The sequence below is a fragment of the Niveispirillum sp. SYP-B3756 genome (assembly GCF_009495745.1).
Taxonomy (GTDB): Bacteria; Pseudomonadota; Alphaproteobacteria; order Azospirillales; family Azospirillaceae; genus Niveispirillum.
In genome coordinates this window covers 50,233-69,705 of sequence record NZ_WIDQ01000021.1, presented here as the reverse complement: position 1 = coordinate 69,705, position 19,473 = coordinate 50,233, and the positions used below count along the sequence as shown (strand labels likewise).

Annotated in this window: 21 protein-coding genes; 10 read left to right on the top strand and 11 right to left on the bottom strand. The window is 61.5% G+C overall.

The genetic code is table 11. The annotated features are described in order from the left end of the window. Position 1: 1 nt before the first annotated feature. Positions 2 to 631 carry a TetR/AcrR family transcriptional regulator gene (locus GE253_RS23540; RefSeq protein WP_173012802.1) on the bottom strand — a complete coding sequence of 210 codons (630 nt, stop codon included), beginning with the start codon at positions 629 to 631 and terminating at the stop codon, positions 2 to 4. Positions 632 to 943: 312 nt separating this feature from the next. On the opposite strand from GE253_RS23540, the gene GE253_RS23535 reads away from it, so the two are divergent. The 7 genes from GE253_RS23535 to GE253_RS23505 all read left to right on the top strand — a co-directional run bounded on the left by GE253_RS23535 (position 944) and on the right by GE253_RS23505 (position 7,825). Further along, entirely contained in the window at positions 944 to 2,047 is a 1,104-nt protein-coding gene (locus GE253_RS23535) for an ABC transporter permease (protein ID WP_153206602.1), read from the top strand. Positions 2,048 to 2,051: 4 nt separating this feature from the next. Next, positions 2,052 to 2,819: an ATP-binding cassette domain-containing protein gene (locus GE253_RS23530; protein WP_211101563.1), complete on the top strand. Its 768-nt coding sequence runs from the start codon at positions 2,052 to 2,054 to the stop codon at positions 2,817 to 2,819. Further along, positions 2,816 to 3,790, top strand: a complete 975-nt coding sequence (locus tag GE253_RS23525) for an MlaD family protein (protein WP_173012801.1) — start codon at positions 2,816 to 2,818, stop codon at positions 3,788 to 3,790. The genes GE253_RS23530 and GE253_RS23525 overlap by 4 nt, the downstream gene beginning before the upstream one ends. 2 nt (positions 3,791 to 3,792) lie before the next feature. Beyond that, positions 3,793 to 4,368 carry a PqiC family protein gene (locus GE253_RS23520; protein ID WP_211101562.1) on the top strand — a complete coding sequence of 192 codons (576 nt, stop codon included), beginning with the start codon at positions 3,793 to 3,795 and terminating at the stop codon, positions 4,366 to 4,368. Between the two features lie 237 nt (positions 4,369 to 4,605). Further along, positions 4,606 to 5,562, top strand: a complete 957-nt coding sequence (locus GE253_RS23515) for a UDP-glucuronic acid decarboxylase family protein (protein WP_153206596.1) — start codon at positions 4,606 to 4,608, stop codon at positions 5,560 to 5,562. A gap of 211 nt (positions 5,563 to 5,773) precedes the next feature. Next, the gene (locus GE253_RS23510; RefSeq protein ID WP_153206595.1) at positions 5,774 to 6,040 is read left to right on the top strand and encodes a hypothetical protein; all 267 of its coding nucleotides are present in this window, start codon (positions 5,774 to 5,776) and stop codon (positions 6,038 to 6,040) included. Between the two features lie 303 nt (positions 6,041 to 6,343). Next, entirely contained in the window at positions 6,344 to 7,825 is a 1,482-nt protein-coding gene (locus tag GE253_RS23505; protein WP_153206593.1) for a PAS domain-containing methyl-accepting chemotaxis protein, read from the top strand. Between the two features lie 38 nt (positions 7,826 to 7,863). On the opposite strand, the gene GE253_RS23500 is transcribed toward GE253_RS23505, so the two are convergent. From GE253_RS23500 to GE253_RS23475, 6 genes are all read right to left on the bottom strand, one after another. Then, complete coding sequence (locus GE253_RS23500; RefSeq protein WP_153206591.1) at positions 7,864 to 8,346, bottom strand: cupin domain-containing protein; 483 nt, start codon at positions 8,344 to 8,346, stop codon at positions 7,864 to 7,866. Beyond that, positions 8,343 to 9,536 carry an MFS transporter gene (locus tag GE253_RS23495; RefSeq protein WP_153206590.1) on the bottom strand — a complete coding sequence of 398 codons (1,194 nt, stop codon included), beginning with the start codon at positions 9,534 to 9,536 and terminating at the stop codon, positions 8,343 to 8,345. Before GE253_RS23495 ends, GE253_RS23500 begins: the two co-directional genes overlap by 4 nt. Before the next feature lie 203 nt (positions 9,537 to 9,739). After that, positions 9,740 to 11,986, bottom strand: coding sequence for a TonB-dependent receptor (locus tag GE253_RS23490; protein WP_153206589.1), 2,247 nt, complete (start codon positions 11,984 to 11,986; stop codon positions 9,740 to 9,742). 349 nt (positions 11,987 to 12,335) lie between these two features. Continuing rightward, entirely contained in the window at positions 12,336 to 13,652 is a 1,317-nt protein-coding gene (locus GE253_RS23485) for a type II toxin-antitoxin system HipA family toxin (RefSeq protein ID WP_153206588.1), read from the bottom strand. 3 nt (positions 13,653 to 13,655) lie between these two features. Next, the gene (locus GE253_RS23480) at positions 13,656 to 13,898 is read right to left on the bottom strand and encodes a helix-turn-helix domain-containing protein (RefSeq protein ID WP_153206587.1); all 243 of its coding nucleotides are present in this window, start codon (positions 13,896 to 13,898) and stop codon (positions 13,656 to 13,658) included. Positions 13,899 to 13,988: 90 nt separating this feature from the next. Beyond that, the gene (locus tag GE253_RS23475; protein ID WP_153206586.1) at positions 13,989 to 14,900 is read right to left on the bottom strand and encodes a LysR family transcriptional regulator; all 912 of its coding nucleotides are present in this window, start codon (positions 14,898 to 14,900) and stop codon (positions 13,989 to 13,991) included. A 105-nt stretch (positions 14,901 to 15,005) separates the two neighbouring features. Between GE253_RS23475 and GE253_RS23470 the strand changes: the two genes are divergently transcribed. From GE253_RS23470 to GE253_RS23460, 3 genes are all read left to right on the top strand, one after another. Continuing rightward, positions 15,006 to 15,917 (top strand): NAD-dependent epimerase/dehydratase family protein, encoded by a 912-nt coding sequence (locus GE253_RS23470; RefSeq protein ID WP_153206585.1) that lies wholly within the window; start codon positions 15,006 to 15,008, stop codon positions 15,915 to 15,917. Between the two features lie 118 nt (positions 15,918 to 16,035). Then, positions 16,036 to 16,320 carry a PqqD family protein gene (locus GE253_RS23465; RefSeq protein WP_173012800.1) on the top strand — a complete coding sequence of 95 codons (285 nt, stop codon included), beginning with the start codon at positions 16,036 to 16,038 and terminating at the stop codon, positions 16,318 to 16,320. A 77-nt stretch (positions 16,321 to 16,397) separates the two neighbouring features. Then, complete coding sequence (locus GE253_RS23460) at positions 16,398 to 16,718, top strand: hypothetical protein (protein WP_153206583.1); 321 nt, start codon at positions 16,398 to 16,400, stop codon at positions 16,716 to 16,718. Between the two features lie 333 nt (positions 16,719 to 17,051). Here the strand turns inward: GE253_RS23460 and GE253_RS23455 are convergent, their stop codons facing one another. From GE253_RS23455 to GE253_RS23440, 4 genes are read right to left on the bottom strand one after another with little or no spacing between them, the layout of a single operon-like run. Continuing rightward, complete coding sequence (locus tag GE253_RS23455) at positions 17,052 to 17,669, bottom strand: GNAT family N-acetyltransferase (protein ID WP_153206581.1); 618 nt, start codon at positions 17,667 to 17,669, stop codon at positions 17,052 to 17,054. A 22-nt stretch (positions 17,670 to 17,691) separates the two neighbouring features. Beyond that, complete coding sequence (locus tag GE253_RS23450) at positions 17,692 to 18,255, bottom strand: tail fiber protein (RefSeq protein ID WP_153206580.1); 564 nt, start codon at positions 18,253 to 18,255, stop codon at positions 17,692 to 17,694. Between the two features lie 12 nt (positions 18,256 to 18,267). Beyond that, positions 18,268 to 18,798, bottom strand: a complete 531-nt coding sequence (locus tag GE253_RS23445) for a tail fiber protein (RefSeq protein WP_153206579.1) — start codon at positions 18,796 to 18,798, stop codon at positions 18,268 to 18,270. Between the two features lie 32 nt (positions 18,799 to 18,830). Continuing rightward, positions 18,831 to 19,391: a tail fiber protein gene (locus GE253_RS23440; protein ID WP_173012799.1), complete on the bottom strand. Its 561-nt coding sequence runs from the start codon at positions 19,389 to 19,391 to the stop codon at positions 18,831 to 18,833. Positions 19,392 to 19,473 lie beyond the last annotated feature (82 nt).

The window sequence follows — 19,473 nt, the reverse complement described above, 5'->3', positions numbered from 1 at the left end:
CTCAACGCTCCAGGCTGGGGAGGGCGGAAGGGTTGGCGAGCCCCCGGATCGCCATGGTGGCGGCAGCGTCCGCCAGGGGGCGGACTTCGCCAAAATCAATCTCGGACACATTGATGGACAGGCTGATCACGCCATGTACGGCGGCCCAGATCAGCTGGGTGGCCATATCGGCGGGCAGAGGGCGGAGCAACCCGGCGACAATCGCCTGTTGCACCCGCGTCCGCAGCAGCTGGTAAGGGTGCAAAAGGATAGGGTCACTGCTCAATTCCTGAAACTGGCCCTGGTCATTCTCCAGAAACAACAGGCGGAACCGGTCCCGATCCTCCAGGCAGAAATCGGCATAGGCCAGCGCCAGCCGGTGTACCGCGCGCAGCGGGTCCGGTTCGGCCGCGTCGATGGTATCCAGCCGTTGCGACAGGCTGGTCAGGGCGGCCGCGAAATAGGCCAGCAGCACATGCTGTCTGGTCGGGAAATAGCGGTAAAGCGCACCGGCCGTCATCTCCACCGCCGCCCCCAGGCGGCGCATGGAAAAACCGGCATAGCCATCCCGCGCGATCAGCCGCCCTGTCTCCAGCAGCAGGCGCTGCCGCACTTCGTTCACCTGCTCCTCGGTCAGTGATGGCCGGGCCATGGATCGTTCCCTTCTAATTAAATGCACACGTATAATAAACGCGTTCAGAAAACGGCCAATAAAGATCCATGCATAGTAGGGGCGCGCTGGCGGCACATTCGGAATGGTGCCAGGGGTGAAGTCGACAAGGCAGCGCTGGTCCGGTTCATCCCGCAGAACCGCCATCGGCTCAGGAACAACTGCCCAACTGGATAGTTGCCTCCCTGAGCATGAGCGTTGCAGTCGCCTGTGCGCTGCATCATTGTAGGGCGTTGACGTGCTTGGTTACCTCCTCTTCCCGACGCCTGCTTTTCCGATCCGGTGGTTTGACAGATGGTGGATACACGCCAGGACGGCGACAGCCTGATCCTGACCATACCGGCCGGCGGCATTGATCCCGCCCAGTTAGCCGCTCCGCCGCAGACCCTGCCGGCGGGCGGCATTTCCACCTTGCAGGTGAAAGCACCGGCGGGATGGAAATGGGGCACGGTTGATGCCGCCTTCCTGGCCGGGCTGCTGCGCCGCTTGCGTGGGGAAGAACCGGATGCACCCGATATACAGGTGCAAGGCGTGCCGCACGATCTGGCCAAGCTGCTGGAACTGGCGCGCAGTGCCCCCACCCCGGCAGAAGCGAAACCCCGTCCTGGCCTGCGCAAACGACTGGGCAAAGCCTCCCTGGCGCAATGGTATGAATCAAAGGCCATGATGGCCCTGATCGGGGAGGTGGTGCGGCGTCTGCCGCGCCTCTTCACCGGCCGCGCCATGGTGCGCCGGAACGAGGTGATGGATGTCATTGCCGAATCCAGCACCAACGCCCTGATCATCGTCGCCATCGTCAATCTGTTGATGGGCGCCATCCTGGCCTTTGTCGGGGCCGTGCAGTTGAAGGCGTTCGGTGCCGGGCTCTATGTCGCCGATCTGGTGGGCATTGCCTCCGTGCGCGAACTAGCCCCGGTGATGACGGCCATCGTGCTGGCCGGGCGCACCGGCGCCAGCTTTGCTGCCCGCATCGCCACCATGCAGGGCAATGAGGAGATCGACGCGCTGACCACGCTCGGCGTACCGCCGGAGGAATTTCTGGTATTGCCCCGCGTGGTGGCCCTCTCGCTGCTGATGCCGCTGCTTTATGTCTATGCCTGTGCGCTGTCGCTGATCGGCGGGCTGGTGGTGGCCATCTCCATGCTGGATATCACCGCCACCGCCTATATGGTGGAAACCCAGGCGGCGATCAAAAGTGCCAATTTCTACATTGGTGGGCTGAAATCGCTGGTCTTTGGCGCCATGGTGGCGCTGATCGGCTGCCGCTGTGGCTTACGGGCGGGGCGCTCGGCCGCCGATGTTGGCCAGGCCACCACCGCGGCGGTGGTGAATGCCATCGTCGCCATCATCGCCGTGGATGCGCTGTTTGCCGTCTGCGCCAATGCGCTGGGGATCTGAGGCCATGACCAGCCAGCCCCGTATCCGCATCGATCAGGCCAGCATCGGCTATGGCGGCCGCGCCGTGCAGACCGGCATTGCCGCCGATATCGCGCCGGGGGAGATTTTTGCCATTGTCGGCGACAGCGGTTCTGGCAAAAGCACTTTGCTGAAAACCATGGTCGGACTGCTGCCCATCCTGAAAGGGAATATCCAGTTCGATGGCCAGCCGCTGGACATGTCGGATGCCGGCGGGCCGCCGCCCTTTGGCATCCTGTTCCAGGGCGGGGCACTGTGGAGCTCCATGACATTGCTGGAAAATGTCATGATGCCGATGGAGATGCACGACCATGCCAACCCCGCTGCGCGGGAGGCTCTGGCCCGGTTCAAGCTGGCGCTGGTCGGCCTGCCGGGACATGAGGAGCGCTATCCCGCCGACCTGTCCGGCGGGATGCGCAAGCGGGCGGCCCTGGCCCGTGCCCTGGCGCTGGACCCGTCGGTGCTATTCCTGGATGAACCCTCGGCCGGGCTGGACCCTTTATCGTCGCGCCGGCTGGATCAGCTGATCCTGTCCCTGCGCGATGGGCTGGGCATCACCGTGGTGATTGTCACGCATGAGCTGGAAAGCCTCTACAGCATCGCCGACCGGATGCTGTTCCTGGATGGGGAATTGCATCACCCCACCGCCCTGGGCGCACCTTCAGACCTGGTGCATTCATCCGACAATGCCAAGGTCCGCGAGTTTCTCACCCGTAAGGGAATGAATTGTTCCATATCGGAGGCCACGCCTTGAAACGCCCCAGCTCCACCGCTATCGGCGCCTTCGTGCTGGGTGCCCTGGCGCTTGTCGCCAGCGCCATCCTGTTCTTCGGCGGGGCTGCCCTCTGGGCCAAAAAGCTGGAGGCGGTCAGCTATTTCGACAGTTCTGTCGCCGGGCTGCAGATCGGTGCGCCCGTCACCTTCCGGGGTGTGCGGGTCGGCTCGGTCAACGGCATGGGGGTGCATGTCAACCCGCAGACCTACAGCTTCATCATCCGGGTCGGCATGGAAATCCAGCCCGATACGGTGGCCACCTTCGGTTCCCATTTGAAGGAGGGGGAAGACGAGCTGATCGACACGCTGTTGAAACGCGGCCTGACCGCCAAGCTGGTGATGCAGAGCTTCGTCACCGGGCAGTTGGCGGTGGAGCTGGATTTCCGCGATGGCGGCCGGCGCATCGATGTGGAGAACAAGGGGCATGTGCCGGAAATCCCCACCGTCCCCACTGACCTGCAGGCCATCACCGAGCAGTTGCAGAATGTGAAGCTGGATAAGACGGTGGAGTCGCTGCAAAAGGCGCTGGATGCGGTGAGCACCCTGCTGGAAACGCCGGAACTGCGCCAGACCATCACCGAACTGCCGGCCCTGGTCGTGCAACTGCGCACCACGCTGGCGGCGGTGGAAACAGAGGTGGGGGCCATGTCCGGCACCGCCCAGACCGGCATCAAGCAGACGGTGGGTGAACTGAACCAGACGCTGGTTTCCCTGCGCAGCCTGTCTGCCACCCTGGATAAGGAGGTGGCCAACACGGCGGCGGCTGCCCGAACCACCATGGGCAAGGCTGATAGCGCCCTGGATGGCGCCAGTGCCGTCCTGGACCCGCAGGGCCGTACCATGGTGCAGATGCAGCGCGCCGTGGATGATCTGGCCGCCACGGCGGCCCGCCTGCGCAACCTTTCCGAACGGGTTGACCGTGACCCCAGCGTGCTGATCAAGGGACGATGATGATGAAGCGGCTTTTCCTTCCCGTTCTGCTGACCGGCCTGCTGTTGGGCGGCTGCGCTTCTGAACCGCCGCGTCTGGTGGTGTTGCCGGCAGCCCCCGCCGCATCGCCGGTGGCGGCCCAGCCGGCCCGGTTGCTGCTGCGCCCGCTGCGTGTACCGGGATATCAGGATGATCTGCCGGTGGTGACCCAGGTGCAGGGCGGCCGCGTCACCCAGGCGGCCCAGGTGGAATGGGCTGAACGGTTGAGCGACGGGGCCGCGCGCGTGCTCTCCGGCGCGCTGGCCAGCCGGCTGGGGCCGGGCAATCTGTTGATCGAGGGGGATGGCCGCATCCCCGATGCCGATCTCTCCATCGACCTGACGGCCCTGGACCCGCAGGCCGACGGCACCCTGCGCCTGGCCGCCCGCTGGACTCTGGTGGGCACGCGTGGCGACCGGCCGGTGCGGGCGGGGCAGGAAGATTTCAGCGTGCCGCTGGCCGGGTCAGACCCGGCCGATGTGGCCGCCTCCATCACGGCGGCCCTGGCCCGGCTGGCCGACAAGCTGGCTGCGGAGGCGGCAGCCTTTCCACTGCGATAGAGGTCGGTGTGACAGGCAGCACGGGAGATGCCGACGGTGCGACGGGTGGGCGGTGGCCGGTTCATCTCGACAAAAAGCCTAAATTGATGAACAATCAAGACAGGAAAGACGTTCGTGGCCAGGGGCGAATGATCGCCACAGGATTTCAGCGCCGCTCTCTCGTATATTCCCTTAGCCGATCGGGTTCAGGATCGGCTGATGTTGTCTTGTAAACGTTTTGTTTCTTATGGGGTGGCTATGTCAGTGCATTACGGATATGACAAGCGCGTGCTGGTGACCGGCGGTGCTGGCTTTCTCGGTTCCCATCTCTGTGAGAAGCTGCTTGCCCAGGGGTGCGACGTCCTTTGCGTCGATAATTATTTCACAGGGTCTAAGAAGAACATTGTCCATCTGCTGGACCACCCCCGATTTGAACTGATGCGTCACGACGTCACCTTCCCGCTCTATGTGGAGGTGGACGAGATTTACAATCTGGCTTGCCCGGCATCGCCCATTCATTATCAGCATGATCCGGTGCAGACCACAAAGACCAGCGTGCATGGTGCCATCAACATGCTGGGTCTGGCCAAGCGCGTTGGCGCGCGGATTTTGCAGGCCTCCACCAGTGAGGTCTATGGCGATCCGACCGTCCATCCCCAGCCGGAAGAATATTGGGGCAATGTGAATCCGATCGGCCCCCGCTCCTGTTATGACGAGGGCAAGCGCTGCGCGGAAACCTTGTTCTTCGATTACCATCGCCAGTGCAAGCTGGAGATCAAGGTCGTCCGCATCTTCAATACCTATGGTCCGCGGATGCACCCCCAGGATGGGCGTGTGGTCTCCAACTTCATCATGCAGGCTTTGCGCGGCGAACCCATCACGGTCTATGGCCAGGGCGACCAGACACGCTCTTTTTGCTATGTTGACGATCTGGTTGATGGCTTCATTCGTTTCATGGCAACCCCGGCCGAATATCCAGGCCCCCTGAACCTTGGCAATCCGGGGGAATTTACAATTCTTGAGCTGGCGGAGACGGTTATACGCCTTACCAAATCCGCTTCAAAGATCATCCACAAGCCCCTTCCCCAGGATGATCCCAAGCAGCGCAAACCCGATATCAGCAAGGCAAAGGCCTTGCTTGACTGGGCACCGCAGATTGCGCTGGAAGAAGGATTGAGCAGGACAATCAACTATTTCACCGCCCTGGCGCGGTAAGCCGATATTCTGCTGCCGATTGCTTCCAGGATCGCCTCCTGCTGAAGCGCCTTTCTCGGCTCTGAAGGGGGCCGGCATGTTCTTTCGCCCGGCCCTCCTTTCAAACTTCGCCTAATTCCCGGCACCGGTGCATGGCTGGCGTTGCAGGCAGCGGAATCGCTTTGGAGCGTGAATCCGCTCGCTGAACAGGCTCTATAGGACAAGGGGCGGGATGCCTGGGCCGCTTTCGCTCGGGGTGCTGAAATGGCATTGGGCTCTGGTCCAGGACAAGGCCCGCAATACCGCCTATGAAGCGGCATTGGCCCGCGTGGTCCAGCTCGACAGTCTGGTGCTGGATCTTGATCTGGCTGGAAGACTGATCAGAAGCCATCCCAGCCGCCAGGACGTGGGCAAGCTGCCGGAGGCAGCACCCGGCATCTGGAATCGCCCATCGGCCTGCGGCCGGGCTGGGAGATGGACAAACGGCTTTCTTTGCTGACATTGCCGGATTCCAGCCGCTTTCTGGCAAGTGGTGGGCAGATGCTTGATGCGGAAGACCGAGCCACCGCTATGATAAAGTGAAGAGATGACAGGCACCGCCGTTGGTAGAGAATTTATAAATATCGGTTAATATTTTACTTAGATCGAGATTGATAGAATTCAACCAACGAGACATCAAAACTATGCTGATGGCTATAGGATCCCCACTGTTCTGAAAAAGCGCTTTCCCCTAATTTTTGAAGCAGGCAGCGCGGGGACAACGACCCCGAAAAACATTCCTATGTATGGAGGGGTCAGTCAAATGGTGTTCAATCTGCTGAAGAAACAGGATGCCGCAACGCAAATCATCGCCGCGCTCAACCGCTCCCAGGCGATGATTTCCTTCAATACGGATGGCACGATCCTCGACGCCAACCAGAATTTTCTGGATGTGATGGGCTATCGCCTGGCGGAAATACGGGGGCAGCATCACAGTCTGTTCGTCGATCCGGCTGAAAAGAACAGTGCCGATTATGCGAATTTCTGGCGGGCGCTGAACCGCGGCGACTTCCAGGTCCGCACCTTCAAGCGCATTGGCAAGGGCGGTAAAGTTGTCTGGGTTGAGGCCTCCTACAACCCGGTTCTGGATGGAAACGGGCGGGTCACCAAGGTGGTGAAATATGCCATTGATGTGACCAGCAAGGTAGTGGAACAGGTGGAGATGGCTGGCCAGGTCGCCGCCATCCGCAAATCCAACGCCGTCATCGAATTCGATCTGGATGGCAATATCCTGTGGGCCAATGACAATTTCCTCAACGCCGTCGGTTATCGGCTGGAGGAGATCAAGGGCCGCAATCACAGCATATTCGTGGAAACGACGGAGAAGAACAGCACCGACTACCGGGCCTTCTGGCAGGCGCTGCGCGCCGGTCAGTTCCAGTCACGGCAGTTCAAGCGCATCGGTAAGGGCGGCAAAATCATCTGGATCGAAGCCTCCTATAACCCGATCCTGGACCCGGATGGCAAGCCGATGAAGGTGGTGAAATATGCCACCGACATCACCGCCCAGATAGACATGCTGGCCAATCTGAAACAGCTGATCGACCGCAATTTCGGAGAGATTGATGAAGCCGTCGGTCATTCTACCAGTGAGGCCACCAGCGCGGCCTCTGCCGCCAACCAGACCTCTGCGGCGGTACAGATGATGGCCTCCAGCACAGAAGAATTGGCAGCCTCCATCAATGAAATCTCCCATTCCATGGCGCAGTCCCGGGCTGCCACCGATAATGCCGTGCAGGTGACTGACCAGGCTGATCAGGCCGCCCAGCGGCTTGACACGGTGGCCCAGGCCATGGAAGGGGTGGTTGACACCATCCGCACCATCGCCGGTCAGATCAACCTGCTGGCCTTGAATGCCACCATCGAGGCGGCACGCGCCGGGGAGGCCGGGCGCGGCTTTGCCGTGGTGGCGACGGAGGTGAAGAATCTGGCCAATCAGTCGGCCAGTGCCACCCAGAAAATCACCCAGGAAATCGGCGGCATCCAGGCGCTTTCCGCCGATATGGTCGGTGCGCTTCAGCAGATCCGCAACGCCGTGGCCAATGTGCGCGAATATGTTTCCACCACGGCCGCCGCCGTGGAAGAACAGAGTGCTGTTACCCGCGACATGTCCGCCAGTATGCAGACAACCGCCGCCGCCGTGGAAACCGTGACGCAGAATCTGGGCGCGATCAACGGTTCCATCGGCAAGGTGAGCCAAGCCGTGGAAACGACCAAGTCAGCAGCGCGGGTGCTGGCACGGTAATACCCGTGCCAACCCTCCCCGCCGCCGGAACGTGGTTTTTACGGATGCACCTCCGGCAGCACCTTACCCCCCGCCATCACCGGCAGCGCTTCGATCAGGATAAAGGCAATGCGGCAGACCTGATCGGGGGACGGGTTGCGCCACAGATGGTTGGTGGCGCGCTGCACCACAATGTCACCCGCCTGCAGCGCGGTGACCGAACCATCATCCAGCTCCAGCTCCAGCTGACCGGACAGCACGATACCGTAATCAATGGAATAGGACCGGTGCAGCGGTGATGCCTTGCCCGGCAGCATGTCCACAATGCGGATGACCGATCCGCCATGCAGGGTCTTACCGGCCGGCACCATGCCGTCGGTCCCGGCATTCAGGTCGACCGGCACGGTCGGCGTGGCCCAGACCAGTTGAAAGGCGGCATCGCCGCTGTCGATCAGCGACGGCGTCAGCGTATCAACGCTGCGGATCACCGACAGGCCCTGATCATCATGGGCGGTGACGATGCGGCGGAAAGGCTGGGTCATGATGCGGAAACGCTCCGGTTTTGCAACAGCAGGAAAAGATTGACGGCCCCCACCAGCAGAGCGCCCAGACCGATCACCGGCAGCGCTGCCGCCACCGATCCGGTGGCCAGTGTCAGGGCTGGCACCACCAGGGCGGACAGGAACTGCCCGATGGAAAAGCTGGATTGCCATAGCCCGGTGCCGCGGCCGCGCACCGTGAAGTTCAGCGCGGACAGGGCCCAGGTCAGCAAGGTGGGCAGTAACATGCCGGCTGCCAGCTGACCGACAAAGGCAAAACCGATGAACAGCCCGGCATTGCCCGCCAGCCCCATGGCGATGAAGGCGGCGGCGATCAGGCTGAACTCCCCGGCCAGCAGCAGCCGCACATCCAGCCGCGCCAGCCGCCAGAAAACCAGCGTGCCGAGCGGGACGCCGATGCTGGCCAGCGCGGAGAACAGGCCGATCTGACCGGGATCGGTGACGCCATGGGCGGGCAGCACCGTGCTGATATTCACCTGGATGGTATAGAACAGGATGGCGGCCAGCACCGTGGTGCCACAGGACAAGGCCATATGCCGCCCCGGCAGGCCCGACCAGTCCAGCATCCGGATGCGTGCCACATGGCCCCCCTGCCCCGCCGGCTCGCGCACCAGCAAGGCGACACCGATGGCCATCGGCCAGGCCAGCCCATAGATCAGAAAGGGTGCCTGCCAGCCCTGGCGGCCCAGCACGCCGCCAAGCGCCAGGAACAGCAATGCTGAAACCGAGGCCACCGCCGTCTGGGAGGACAGCCAGCGTTCCCGCACCTTGCCGCTGTAAAGGTCACCGATCAGGGTGGTGGAGAGCGTCATGATCACCGCCTCACACAGGCCCACCGCCACGCGGCTGGCCAGAATGGGGCCGATATCCGTCAACAGCGTCGGCGCCATCCCCGCCAGCCCATAGAGCAGCATGGCGATGATCAACAGCCGCTTGCGCCCGAACCGGTCGGCCAACATGCCGGCCACGGGGGAAAACAGGGCGATGCAGAGACCCGGCAGGGTCAACAGCACCGGCACCAGGAATTCCACCCCCGGTACATGGGCAAAGGCAGCCATCATCTGCGGTGCCACCGGCACCAGCAGCAATATCCCCATCACCGCCGAGGTGCAGGGCAACAGCAGGGCAATGCCGGTGGCAATCCCCGGTGGGCGGGACGAAGCGGGTTGCATGGGGGTGTCCTTTGGGGGCTGGGATGCGTGCGATGAGGGCTATTTCTTACCCGTCACCCCGGCGCAGGCCGGGGTCCAGGGGCCGCAAGCACTTTGCTTTACGAAACTGGACCCCGGCCTTCGCCGGGGTGACGGTGGGGAAAGCGCTTATCGTCGGTAAAGTCGTTGGGAGCCGGTATGATCAGGAATGTGCGCAGCCCCCCTCAGAACCGCACCGTGCCGCGCACGCCATAGGTGCGGGGCGGGCGCAGGCCGTTATAGACAACGTTCAGGATCGGCCGGGTGACGGAGGTGGAATAGATGTCCTTATCCTCCAGATTATTGACATAGGCGGTCAGCGACCAGCTGTTCTCCGGCGCTTCCAGCGTCAGCCAGACATCGGAGGTCATATAGCCGCCCTGATGCTGTTCGGGCCGGTAATCGATGGAGAGGAACCGCCCGCTTTCAATACGGCTGCGCGCGCCGGCCATCAGGGCATAATCCCCCGGCAGGGTGAATGTATGCTCATAGGACAGGTTGAGCGACCATTTCGGCGCATTCACCGCCGGCTTGCCGGAACAATCCACGGTGAACAGGCGAGCCGGTGCTTCCACCGGCAGCGAGGTATTGGGCACCACCGCACAGCCGCTGGGCAGCGGCGCGCCATTGGCGGAAATGGCGGTATAGACGAAGCTTTTATATTTGCTGTCCATATATTGCAGGTTCAGGCTGATCTCATCATCATGGGTCAGCCGGTACTGCGCTTCCAGATCCAGCCCATACATGCGGGCTTGGCCGACATTGGCGGTCACCGAGGCCTGGCCATAGACACCGGGCCGCACCTCCACCGGGCCGATATAGCCGATCTGCTGATCCTGATAATCCCACCAGAAGGCTTCGGCATTCAATTGCAGCCGGTTACCCAGGAAGCGGTTCTTGGAACCCAGCGTATAGGCCGTCAGCTTCTCCGGCTCAAAACTGTTCCGGCCCACGGCGGGATAGAAGCCGCCGGCCTTGAAGCCGGTGGCGACATTGGCATAGAGCAGCGATTGCGGTCCGGCATCAAACTCGATCCCGCCCTTCCAGGTGACGCTTTCAAAATTCTCGTCCCCCGTCGCCGTCAGGAAGGGCGGGTTGGGGTTGAACACGCTGCTCTGGCGCAGCGGTGTCGTCTGTTCCTTGTTTTCATGGGTGTAGCGGATACCGGCCACCAGCCGGAAATCCGACGCCACATCATAGGTACCCTGGCCGAACAGCGCCTTGCTGCTGGTCTTCTGGTGGGGCATGAAAGTGGTGGTGGACAGCCCGCCCTGGAAGAAGCTGTTCAGCGCGTCCACCTTGTCATGGAACAGGAAGCCACCAACCACATACCGGAACGCGCTGTCTTCGGCCGAGGCAAACCGCACTTCCAGGGAGCTTTGCTTGGAGGTTTCCTGCATATCGCCCTGGAAGCCGACACTGTAGAAGCGGAAATCCGGCCGGCTGTCACGATAGGCCGGCAACACGGTCAGGGTGCCGGCATCGAACGTGTAATCCAGCGTCGCCGAGACGCCCCAGAACGTATTATCGTTGAAACCATCCTTCTGCGGCGGCACCACCAGGCCGGGATTGATCAGACCGGGGAAACGCAGCCGCAATTCGGCAATGCTGGCCGCGTCTGAGCCGCCGATCCGGTCCGATACGGCCGGGGCGGTGGGGGTCAGGCTGCCGGGCACCAGCACGCCGCCAACCCCCTTGCCACCCTGGTGGAAATAATCGCCCATCACCAGCAGGCTCAGCCGGTCATTCGGCTCCCACAGCAGGGAGGCGCGGGCCGCCTCCCCCTTCTCATCATCATAACCGTCGGAGAGATAGCCATCGCGGTCCAAAGCCTGCCCGGCAATGCGCAGGGCCAGCGTTTCGGAAAGCGGGGTATTAAGGACGGCACTGCCCTTGCGCAGATTGTAATTGCCGATCTCAGCCCCCACCTCGCCGCTGGTGCGTGACAGGTCGGGGCGATTGGGCAGCACATTGATGGCGCCGCCGGTGGCGTTGCGACCGTAAAGCGTGCCCTGCGGCCCCTTCAGCACCTCCACCCGCGCCAGATCGAACAGCGCACCGACGGGGGCGGTGGGGCGGCCGATATAGACGCCGCCATAATTGAAGGCGATGGCATTTTCAGAGAAGGAGTTTGGCCCCAGCGTGCCCACCCCGCGCAGATAAAAGCCGTTATTGGAGCCGCCACCCGGCTGCACCACCAGGGCCGGCACCAGCTTGGTCAACCCGATCGTGTCGGTGACGCCGGCATTGACCAGATCGTCGGTGGAAATGGCCGTGACGGCGATGGCCACCTTCTGCAGGTTCTCCGTCCGGCGCTGCGCGGTGACGACAATCTCATCCAGCCCCGCCTCTCCGGCATCCTGGGCCAGGGCTGCCGGCGTCGTACCGGCCAGCAGGGCGGTTGAAAGCAACAGGGCTTTATAGGCGCGCATCTTTGGTCTCCTCCTGGGGCCGCCCTGCCATTGCACAAGCGGGGCTGTTTCCGGACGTGATGCCGGATTGTTTTCGTTGCAGCCGGTGGGGGATCAGCGGGCAATCATGGCCGGATGCCGACAGGCAGGGAAAAACCCGCCATGCAGCCCCTGGTCATGGATCAGCCATCGGCGGCCCAAGGGTCGCCCGTTCTTCCGGGTTCATACCGGTCATCCTCCCCGCCGCCAGCCTTTGTTGGCTGGTCTGGTCATTTGCAGGGAAAACCATATCAGCGGCCGTACCATCGGCGTAATCGTATTTGCTGATCCGATCTATCGGTTTGGCCGATGGATGCCAGGGTTGGTACCGTTATCCAGCGTCACCAGGTAAAAGCCGCAGCCGGCGCTGGATGCCGGCGGATACCGATTCAAACAGCGCCATGGGAAAACTGGCGGGCAGGTTGGCCGCCAGCTTGTGCAGGGCCGCCGGCATATCCGCCGCCACCTGGGCCAGGGCCGTTTCCGCCAGCATCTTTGGCAGCCCGGCGCGGGCGGCTGTCTGCAGGAAATGCCGGGGGGTAATTTCATCAATGCGGTAATGTCGGTTTTCGCCGACCGACATGGCCAGCTTCATCTGCCGTCGGTCGATCCGGCCGGCATCCAGGCTGGGCTGGGCGGTCAGCACATCGTAAAGCGGGGTCAGGGCATAGCCGCCGCGCGGATGCAGGAACAGGCTGAAATTCTTGGCATGTCCATCCGTGGCGCCGATCAGCCAGAAGGCCAGTTGCGCCTTGAACAGGGTGGCCAGATCGGCCGCAGGATTATCGCCACCCTGCAGCAGGGTGGCAATCTCCACCAGCCCCGGCCCGCCATCGCTTTGATATTTGCGCGCAGGCGGCACTGACAGGGCCTGGCAGCAATCTTCCTGCGGCAGCCGGATCAGGCGGCCATTGATCCAGGCACGGTCGAACCGTTCCACCACCAGCGCGCGGGTGGAGCCAAAAGCCATGATCTCCGCCTGGGCGACCGGCAGGCCCAGATGGTGCAGCAGCCGCAGGCAAAGAAATTCATTTTCCACACTGTCCGACAGATCCAGCCCATTGGACAGATGGCCGATGGGGGGCTTCAGGATATGGGTGGTGGGGGTGGTGCCCAGGGGCTTGATCCATTGGCCTTCATGGCGCAGCAGGGCCGTTTTCTCCTGCGCGCCGGCAACGGAAATGCGAAAATCATCCTCCCGCGACAGGCCCAGCGGGGCGAGGGCCAGATTCCGCAGCAGCTTTTCAATGGCCGGCCCATCCACCCTTTCGCCCGTCAGCGGGGCGTCTGGGGCGGGCCCATCGGCATCATCGGCAATGAACTGCAGGGCGCCCACGCAATCCCGCCCGATGGCGGCCAGCAAATGATAGGCGTCATAGCCGCCCGCCCCCACGCGATCCGCCACCCGGCGGCGCAGCGCATCGGAATCCGGCAGCAGATTTTCAAACACCGCCGCCACCGGCTCCCCCTTCCAGGGATCATCGCGCAGCGGCAGCGACAGGGAGATGGGGAAGGCCCCATCCCGCCCCAGCCATTCGTCGGCGTAATGGAACAGGATGGCGCCCCCCGGCTCCCGGCGCAGATATCCGACCAGACGGTTGTTCTGATAAACACGCAGGGGCGGCGGATGGCGGGGGCGGCGTCCCATGGCTCAGATCAAATCCTCAAGCACGCGGCCTGTGCGCGGGGCCACCTGCAATTCCAGGTCAAGGGCCGCCAGCACGGCCAGCAGCGTATCCAGCCGGTTGGCGGGGTTGCCCGCCTCCATCAGTGAAATGGTTTCCTGGCGCAGGCCCGCACGCTCCCCCAACTGGCCCTGGGTCAGGCCCAGTTTGCGGCGCTGGCGGCGAATGACGGCACCCAACTGCTTGGGCGTGCGGGCAAGTTGGGACATGGGCGACCTCTCCTGCCCACAAATATGCGCTGACCCCGATAAATCGTCAATATCGGGATCAACACATAAACTCATTTTATGTGGTAAACATCATAAATCCTGTTCCGCCACGCATTCCCGCAGCAGCTGGCGGAACCAGAGCAGGGCTGGATCGCGTTGGAAATGCCGGTGCCACTGGATCATTTCCGTCAAGATCGGAAATTCGATGGGCAGCGGCAATATGCGCAGCGGCAGGCGCTGGACATATTGTTTTGCCAGCCTTGCGTGCATGGTGGCCAGCAGGTCGGTACCCACCAGCATGGCCGGCACGGTGGTGAAATCCGGCACGAAGACCGCTGCCTTGCGGGCATAGCCGAAGCGTTCCATAAACCATTGGTCGAAGGAGGGGGAACGTTTCATGCCGAAGCGTACCTGCACATGGTCCATCGCCATATATTGGTCAAAGCTGATCGCGTCGCCCACCTGCCGATTGCCGTCCCAGGCAACGACAACATGTTCGTCGGTGAAGAGTTTTTCCTTCGGATGGTCGGGATGGGTGAAATTATCCGGCGTCAGCAGGAAATCCACCTGTCCGCGCCCCAGCCGGTCCAGCACCATATCGTCCATGAAATCAATCTCCACCCGGATACCGGGGGCCAGCGCCCGCGCCTTGGCGATGGCGCGAGCCAGCAGCACCTCCGTCACATAATCGGACGCGTGCAGCCGGATGGCGCGGGTGGCGCTGGCCGGGTCGAAACTGGGCTTGGTTTCGATGGTGGACTGAATTTGCATCAGGATGTCGCGCACCGGCTGGGCCATGCTTTCGGCCAGCGGCGTCGGCACCATGGCGCGGCCGATCTGGGCCAGCAGATCGTCGTCAAAGAATTCACGCAGCCGGGCCAGATTGCCCGAGACGGCCGACTGGCTGAGGTTCAGCCGGTTGGCCGCGCGTGAGACGCTGCGCTCCTCCAGCAGCACATCCAGCACCACCAGCAGGTTCAGGTCCAGTTTCTGGAACCGCATTATTCATCCTCCCAATCCATCGGTCAGGCCGATAGTTTGGTTCAGTAAATACGATTTTGGTGATGGTGGTCGAGCCCCTATCGTGACGGCATCGGAGGAAATCCCATGCATATCCTTGTTACCGGTGCCGGTGGTTTCGTCGGTGCCGCCCTTGTCCGCCATCTGCTGGCGGGGGCGGGGCCCGCTTTCGCCCGCCTGACCCTCGTGGACCGGCAGTTCAGCGCCCTGCCCGATGATCCGCGTGTAACCCCCGTGACCGGTGATATTGCTGATGCTGGCATCTGGGCCGATGCGCTGGCCTTACCGGCCGATCTGGTCTTCCATCTCGCCTCCGTGCCCGGCGGGCTGGCGGAGCGGGATTTCGATCTGGGCATGGCGGCCAATCTCGGTGGCACGCAGGGGCTGCTGGATGCGCTGCGCCGGCAGAACAGGCCGGCCCGGCTGGTCTTTGCCAGTTCGGTGGCCGTCTATGGCGACCCGCTGCCCGATCAGGTGGATGATGCCACGCCCGCCCGGCCCGGCCTGTCCTATGGGATGCAGAAGCTGGTCGGCGAGTTGCTGGTAACGGATTACAGCCGGCGCGGCTTCATTGATGGCAGCAGCCTGCGCCTGCCCGGCATCGTCGCCCGGCCCCCTGCCCCATCGGGTCTGATCTCCGCCTTCATGAGCGAGGTGATGTGGGCGGCACGGGACCATCGCCCGGTGCGCTTGCCGGTCTCCGAGCAGGGCGTGTGCTGGTGGATGTCGGTTTCGGCTGCCGTGGATGCGCTGCTGCACGCGGCCTCTCTGCCCGGTCAGGGCCGCGTCTGGCTGCCGCCCGTGCTGCGCCTGACCCTGGGGGAACTGGTGTCAGCCCTGACCGACCGGTTCGGCGCATTTGATGTGACCTATGCCCCCGACCCGGCGGTGGAGGCCAAATTCGCCAGCCAGCCGCCCCTGATCGCCACCGCCGCACGGGCAGCAGGGTTCCGCGATGATGGCGACGTGGCGGGGCTGATCAAGGCGGCGGTGGGGTAAGGGGGGATGCTCGTCATCATAAGCGAGTTGCTACTTTCCCGGGCGTGTCGCAAAACGATTGTCATGTATGCTCAGAAAATGATAGTATTGAATGTTTTTGTTGCAAACCGGGGCCATCATGACCATCACGTCCGAGACTCGTATCAGCCAAGCGAGTCCGCCTCCTTTGTTTTCCGAAGTCGATGACGAAGTGGTGATGCTGGATGTCATATCCGGCTGCTATTACAATCTCGACCCGGTTGGCTCGGACATTTGGAAACGTTTGCAGAACGTGATGTCGGTTGGTGAATTATGTGCGGCGCTTCAGCGGGATTATAACGCCGACGCAGAAACCATCCAGCATGACGTCATCCCGTGGCTTGATCAGATGCTGGAGAGGGATTTGATCATTATTATTAATTAGCGTGGTGTCTTTTGTATCTGTGGCGGACTTTCGTAAAAGTTGATATTATCCTATTATCATGATGCGCGAGGATAGTGATGTCTGAAGCAGAATTGCAGGTTGCCGATCTTCGGCTGGAGCATTTTTCCCCGTTGGTCGGCGACACCTTTACCGTTACCCATCCGGATGTGACAGAGGCATTGCGCCTGGATAGTGTTGTTGCCGGCAAGGCGGATACCGATTCGCGCCGGCTGCGTTTGCCGTTTTCGTTGTTTCTTCACGGAACGACTCCGAATTTGGTGCTCAACCAACAGACCCATCCCCTGACTCACGATACGCTGGGGACGTTCGACCTGTTTATGGTACCGGTAGGGCACAATGCCGATGGGACCATCCGTTATCAGGTGGGATTCAACTGATACCAAGCCGCCGAGGGTTTGACCCTTGGCGGACTGGAGACCGGCGACCGCGGGCTCAGCACCTCGCGGCTTGTCAAGCCAAGGGCGCGGAAGCGCCCGCCCGGCGCATGAGGGAACACGAACTCTCCCTGGATCGGTCACGATCAAGGGAGATTGATATGATAACGTCTTGAGCCACTCCGGTTAACCGCACCCGGCTCTAAAAAGCACCATATACTTTCCGGATAAACACATCCGTGAATGTCTTCGTACTTCATGAAGAAGGCGCCGGGACTTTGGTCCACGGCGCCTTGCTTTTTCGGTATTCAGGAAGGTGTTCTCGGGTATGGCTATTCAGATGGCCAGTCGCAAACCTTGCTCCAGGGGGCCATTGTTCCAGCGCATCATCATCATTCCACCTTTCGCCTCTGCACCGACAGGCAGAAAGCCGAAACGGGCGTAAAGCCGCCTTGCTCCATTGATCGGTTCAACGTGCAGACTGACCGACCGTTTCAGCGTTTGGGCCTGCCGCAGCAGTGCGGACAGCAGGGCGCTGCCGATGCCCCGGTTGCGGACGGTAGGGACGAGCTGGAATTCGAACAGCCGGCAGTCACGCCCGCCATCATTGTCCCAGAACAGATAGATCCGGCCGATGGGGCGGTCCGCCATGGTGATGACGGTGAAATCGGCGTTCGTGTAATAGCGGGAGTGATGCAAATATTGATAGCTGAACTGCTTTTCGAGAAAGTCCTTTTTCATGTCTCCGTCCCACGTGTCCAGCATCAGCATCTCAGCCGACCGCGACCGGGCATAGAGTTGAATCAGGAACGGTATGTCGTCAGGCGTTTCAGGCCGCAATTTTACGTTCAGTTGTTGCAATTCGGGCGTTTCGGGCAGTGGAATGCGCAGCGGGCGGGCGGGCCGCCGCGCATTCTGAACGCCCGGCAGGCGAAATGGTGCCTCAGCGGTCATTTCGTCTTCCTTCGGCCAAAGGTTATGGATGCTGAGGCCAAACCGCATCGCTGACGCACATGCACCAGCTCAACGGCAAGACTGGCTGGCGGTTTTCGTGTGCCTGGCCGCCGCCCATACTGGGCGAAAGCGAGGTGGCTGCCATCGGCATCAGATCTCCTTGCGCAACAGGACTAATGTCGAAGGTTTTCTGGTTGGTTGTACCGTCGTTCAGAAGGCTGAGGCACGACAGTGGCGCCGCCGTGTTTGGAGACGCAGTACGCGATGCAGAGGCACCCGACATCGCGGTCACGGCGTGAGTGTGGGACGGGTACATGCTTGAGACGATCGTAACCTGCTCCGACCCCGCAGTCGTTCCCCAAGCCCACGTTGTCAACCCCGGACCTGCGCCGACACCGGCAACGATCAAGCCGTTGAGATTAGGCAGCCCGATTGTCGTCTTGCCGTCACCACCGAACCTGGTGCCCAATATGGCGGCAATAGCTTGATATTGCGCGAAAGACAGAAGGTTACCGTTGCAATAGGCCCAGTTTTCAGGGCAAAAGGAAAAAGGAAAGGCGCGGATCTCGCCATAAAACGCATCCATGATCGTCTCTCCTTAATTATGCATCGGAAAAATGCCGGTTAGGCAGAAAATGTAGTTAAGCCCCATCGTCGGCATGATATTGAGGTGAGGCTGATTTCCGGTGGTCGTACTCACCATGTTGGCGGACATGGGAAAGCTGAACAGGTTGGGCGCATTTCCGGTGATGAACTGCGTGCCCTTGTCCACAGTGGCCAATTGGGCATTGTTCGGCAGTTCGGAATTGGCTTGCGAGGTGGTGGCATTCATCGCATGGGTATGTGCCGGAACCTGGGCGATCGTCAAAGTCACCGTTTCGACACCGCCAATGCTGGCGAGTCCGTGATTGATGGTCAGCCCTGGCCCCTGTCCCATATGAATGGGCACTCGGCTCCGCAAATCGGGAATTTTGAAATCAGTAACAGCATTACCACCATAAGTGGCCCCGATAAGGGCATACAGCGCCTCGTATTGCTTGATCGCAAGTGTGCTCCCGTTACAGAAGCTCCAATCAATTGGCGCGTACGAACCGGCGAAGATCCGGATTTCTCCAAGGAAAGGATCCATTATCGTGCTCCCTCTTTAATCCGGTATACGTTTTATTGACGGGACGGAAAGACGCCGGACGTTGCAATGCAGAAATTAAGCGTCAGGTAAGGCTGCTGGTTTTCATGTGCGCCCCCTCCGCCGACGGTGTCGATGGTTCTGCTATCCAGGGGAGCCGCCGGTGTCGCGGACGTTGACGCTATGAAGTAGTTTGCGATTGAGCCGGCGACGTTGGCATACAGCCCTGACTTTGGCGAAGCGGACTCTGCCGCGCCTTTCGAGGCGTAGACGGTGTGGATGTGTGGAGGAACCTGGGCGGCGGTCAGCTTCACGCTTTCGACACCCGCCTGGCCGGTGATCCCCTGGGGGTACTTGGTGTTCACGTTGACCGGAAGATGCCCGCCGGTATAGGTGCCAACGATGGCGCGTCCGCGCAGATCGGGCACATTGAATTTGGTCCTGGCATCGCCACCGAACTGAACACCGAGCAGTGCATAAAGGGCCGTGTATTGCGCGATGGTCAGTTCCTGGCCATTGCATTGCATCCAGCCAGTCGGAACAGACGTCGGTTGGAAACTGAATATCCTGATCTCGCCGATAAAATAGTCGCCCACGCTTGATGCCCCCCTTGCTGACGCGACATCTATTATCCGATGTACGCGCAATGAAGCGTGAATGAGCATATGACATGTGCAC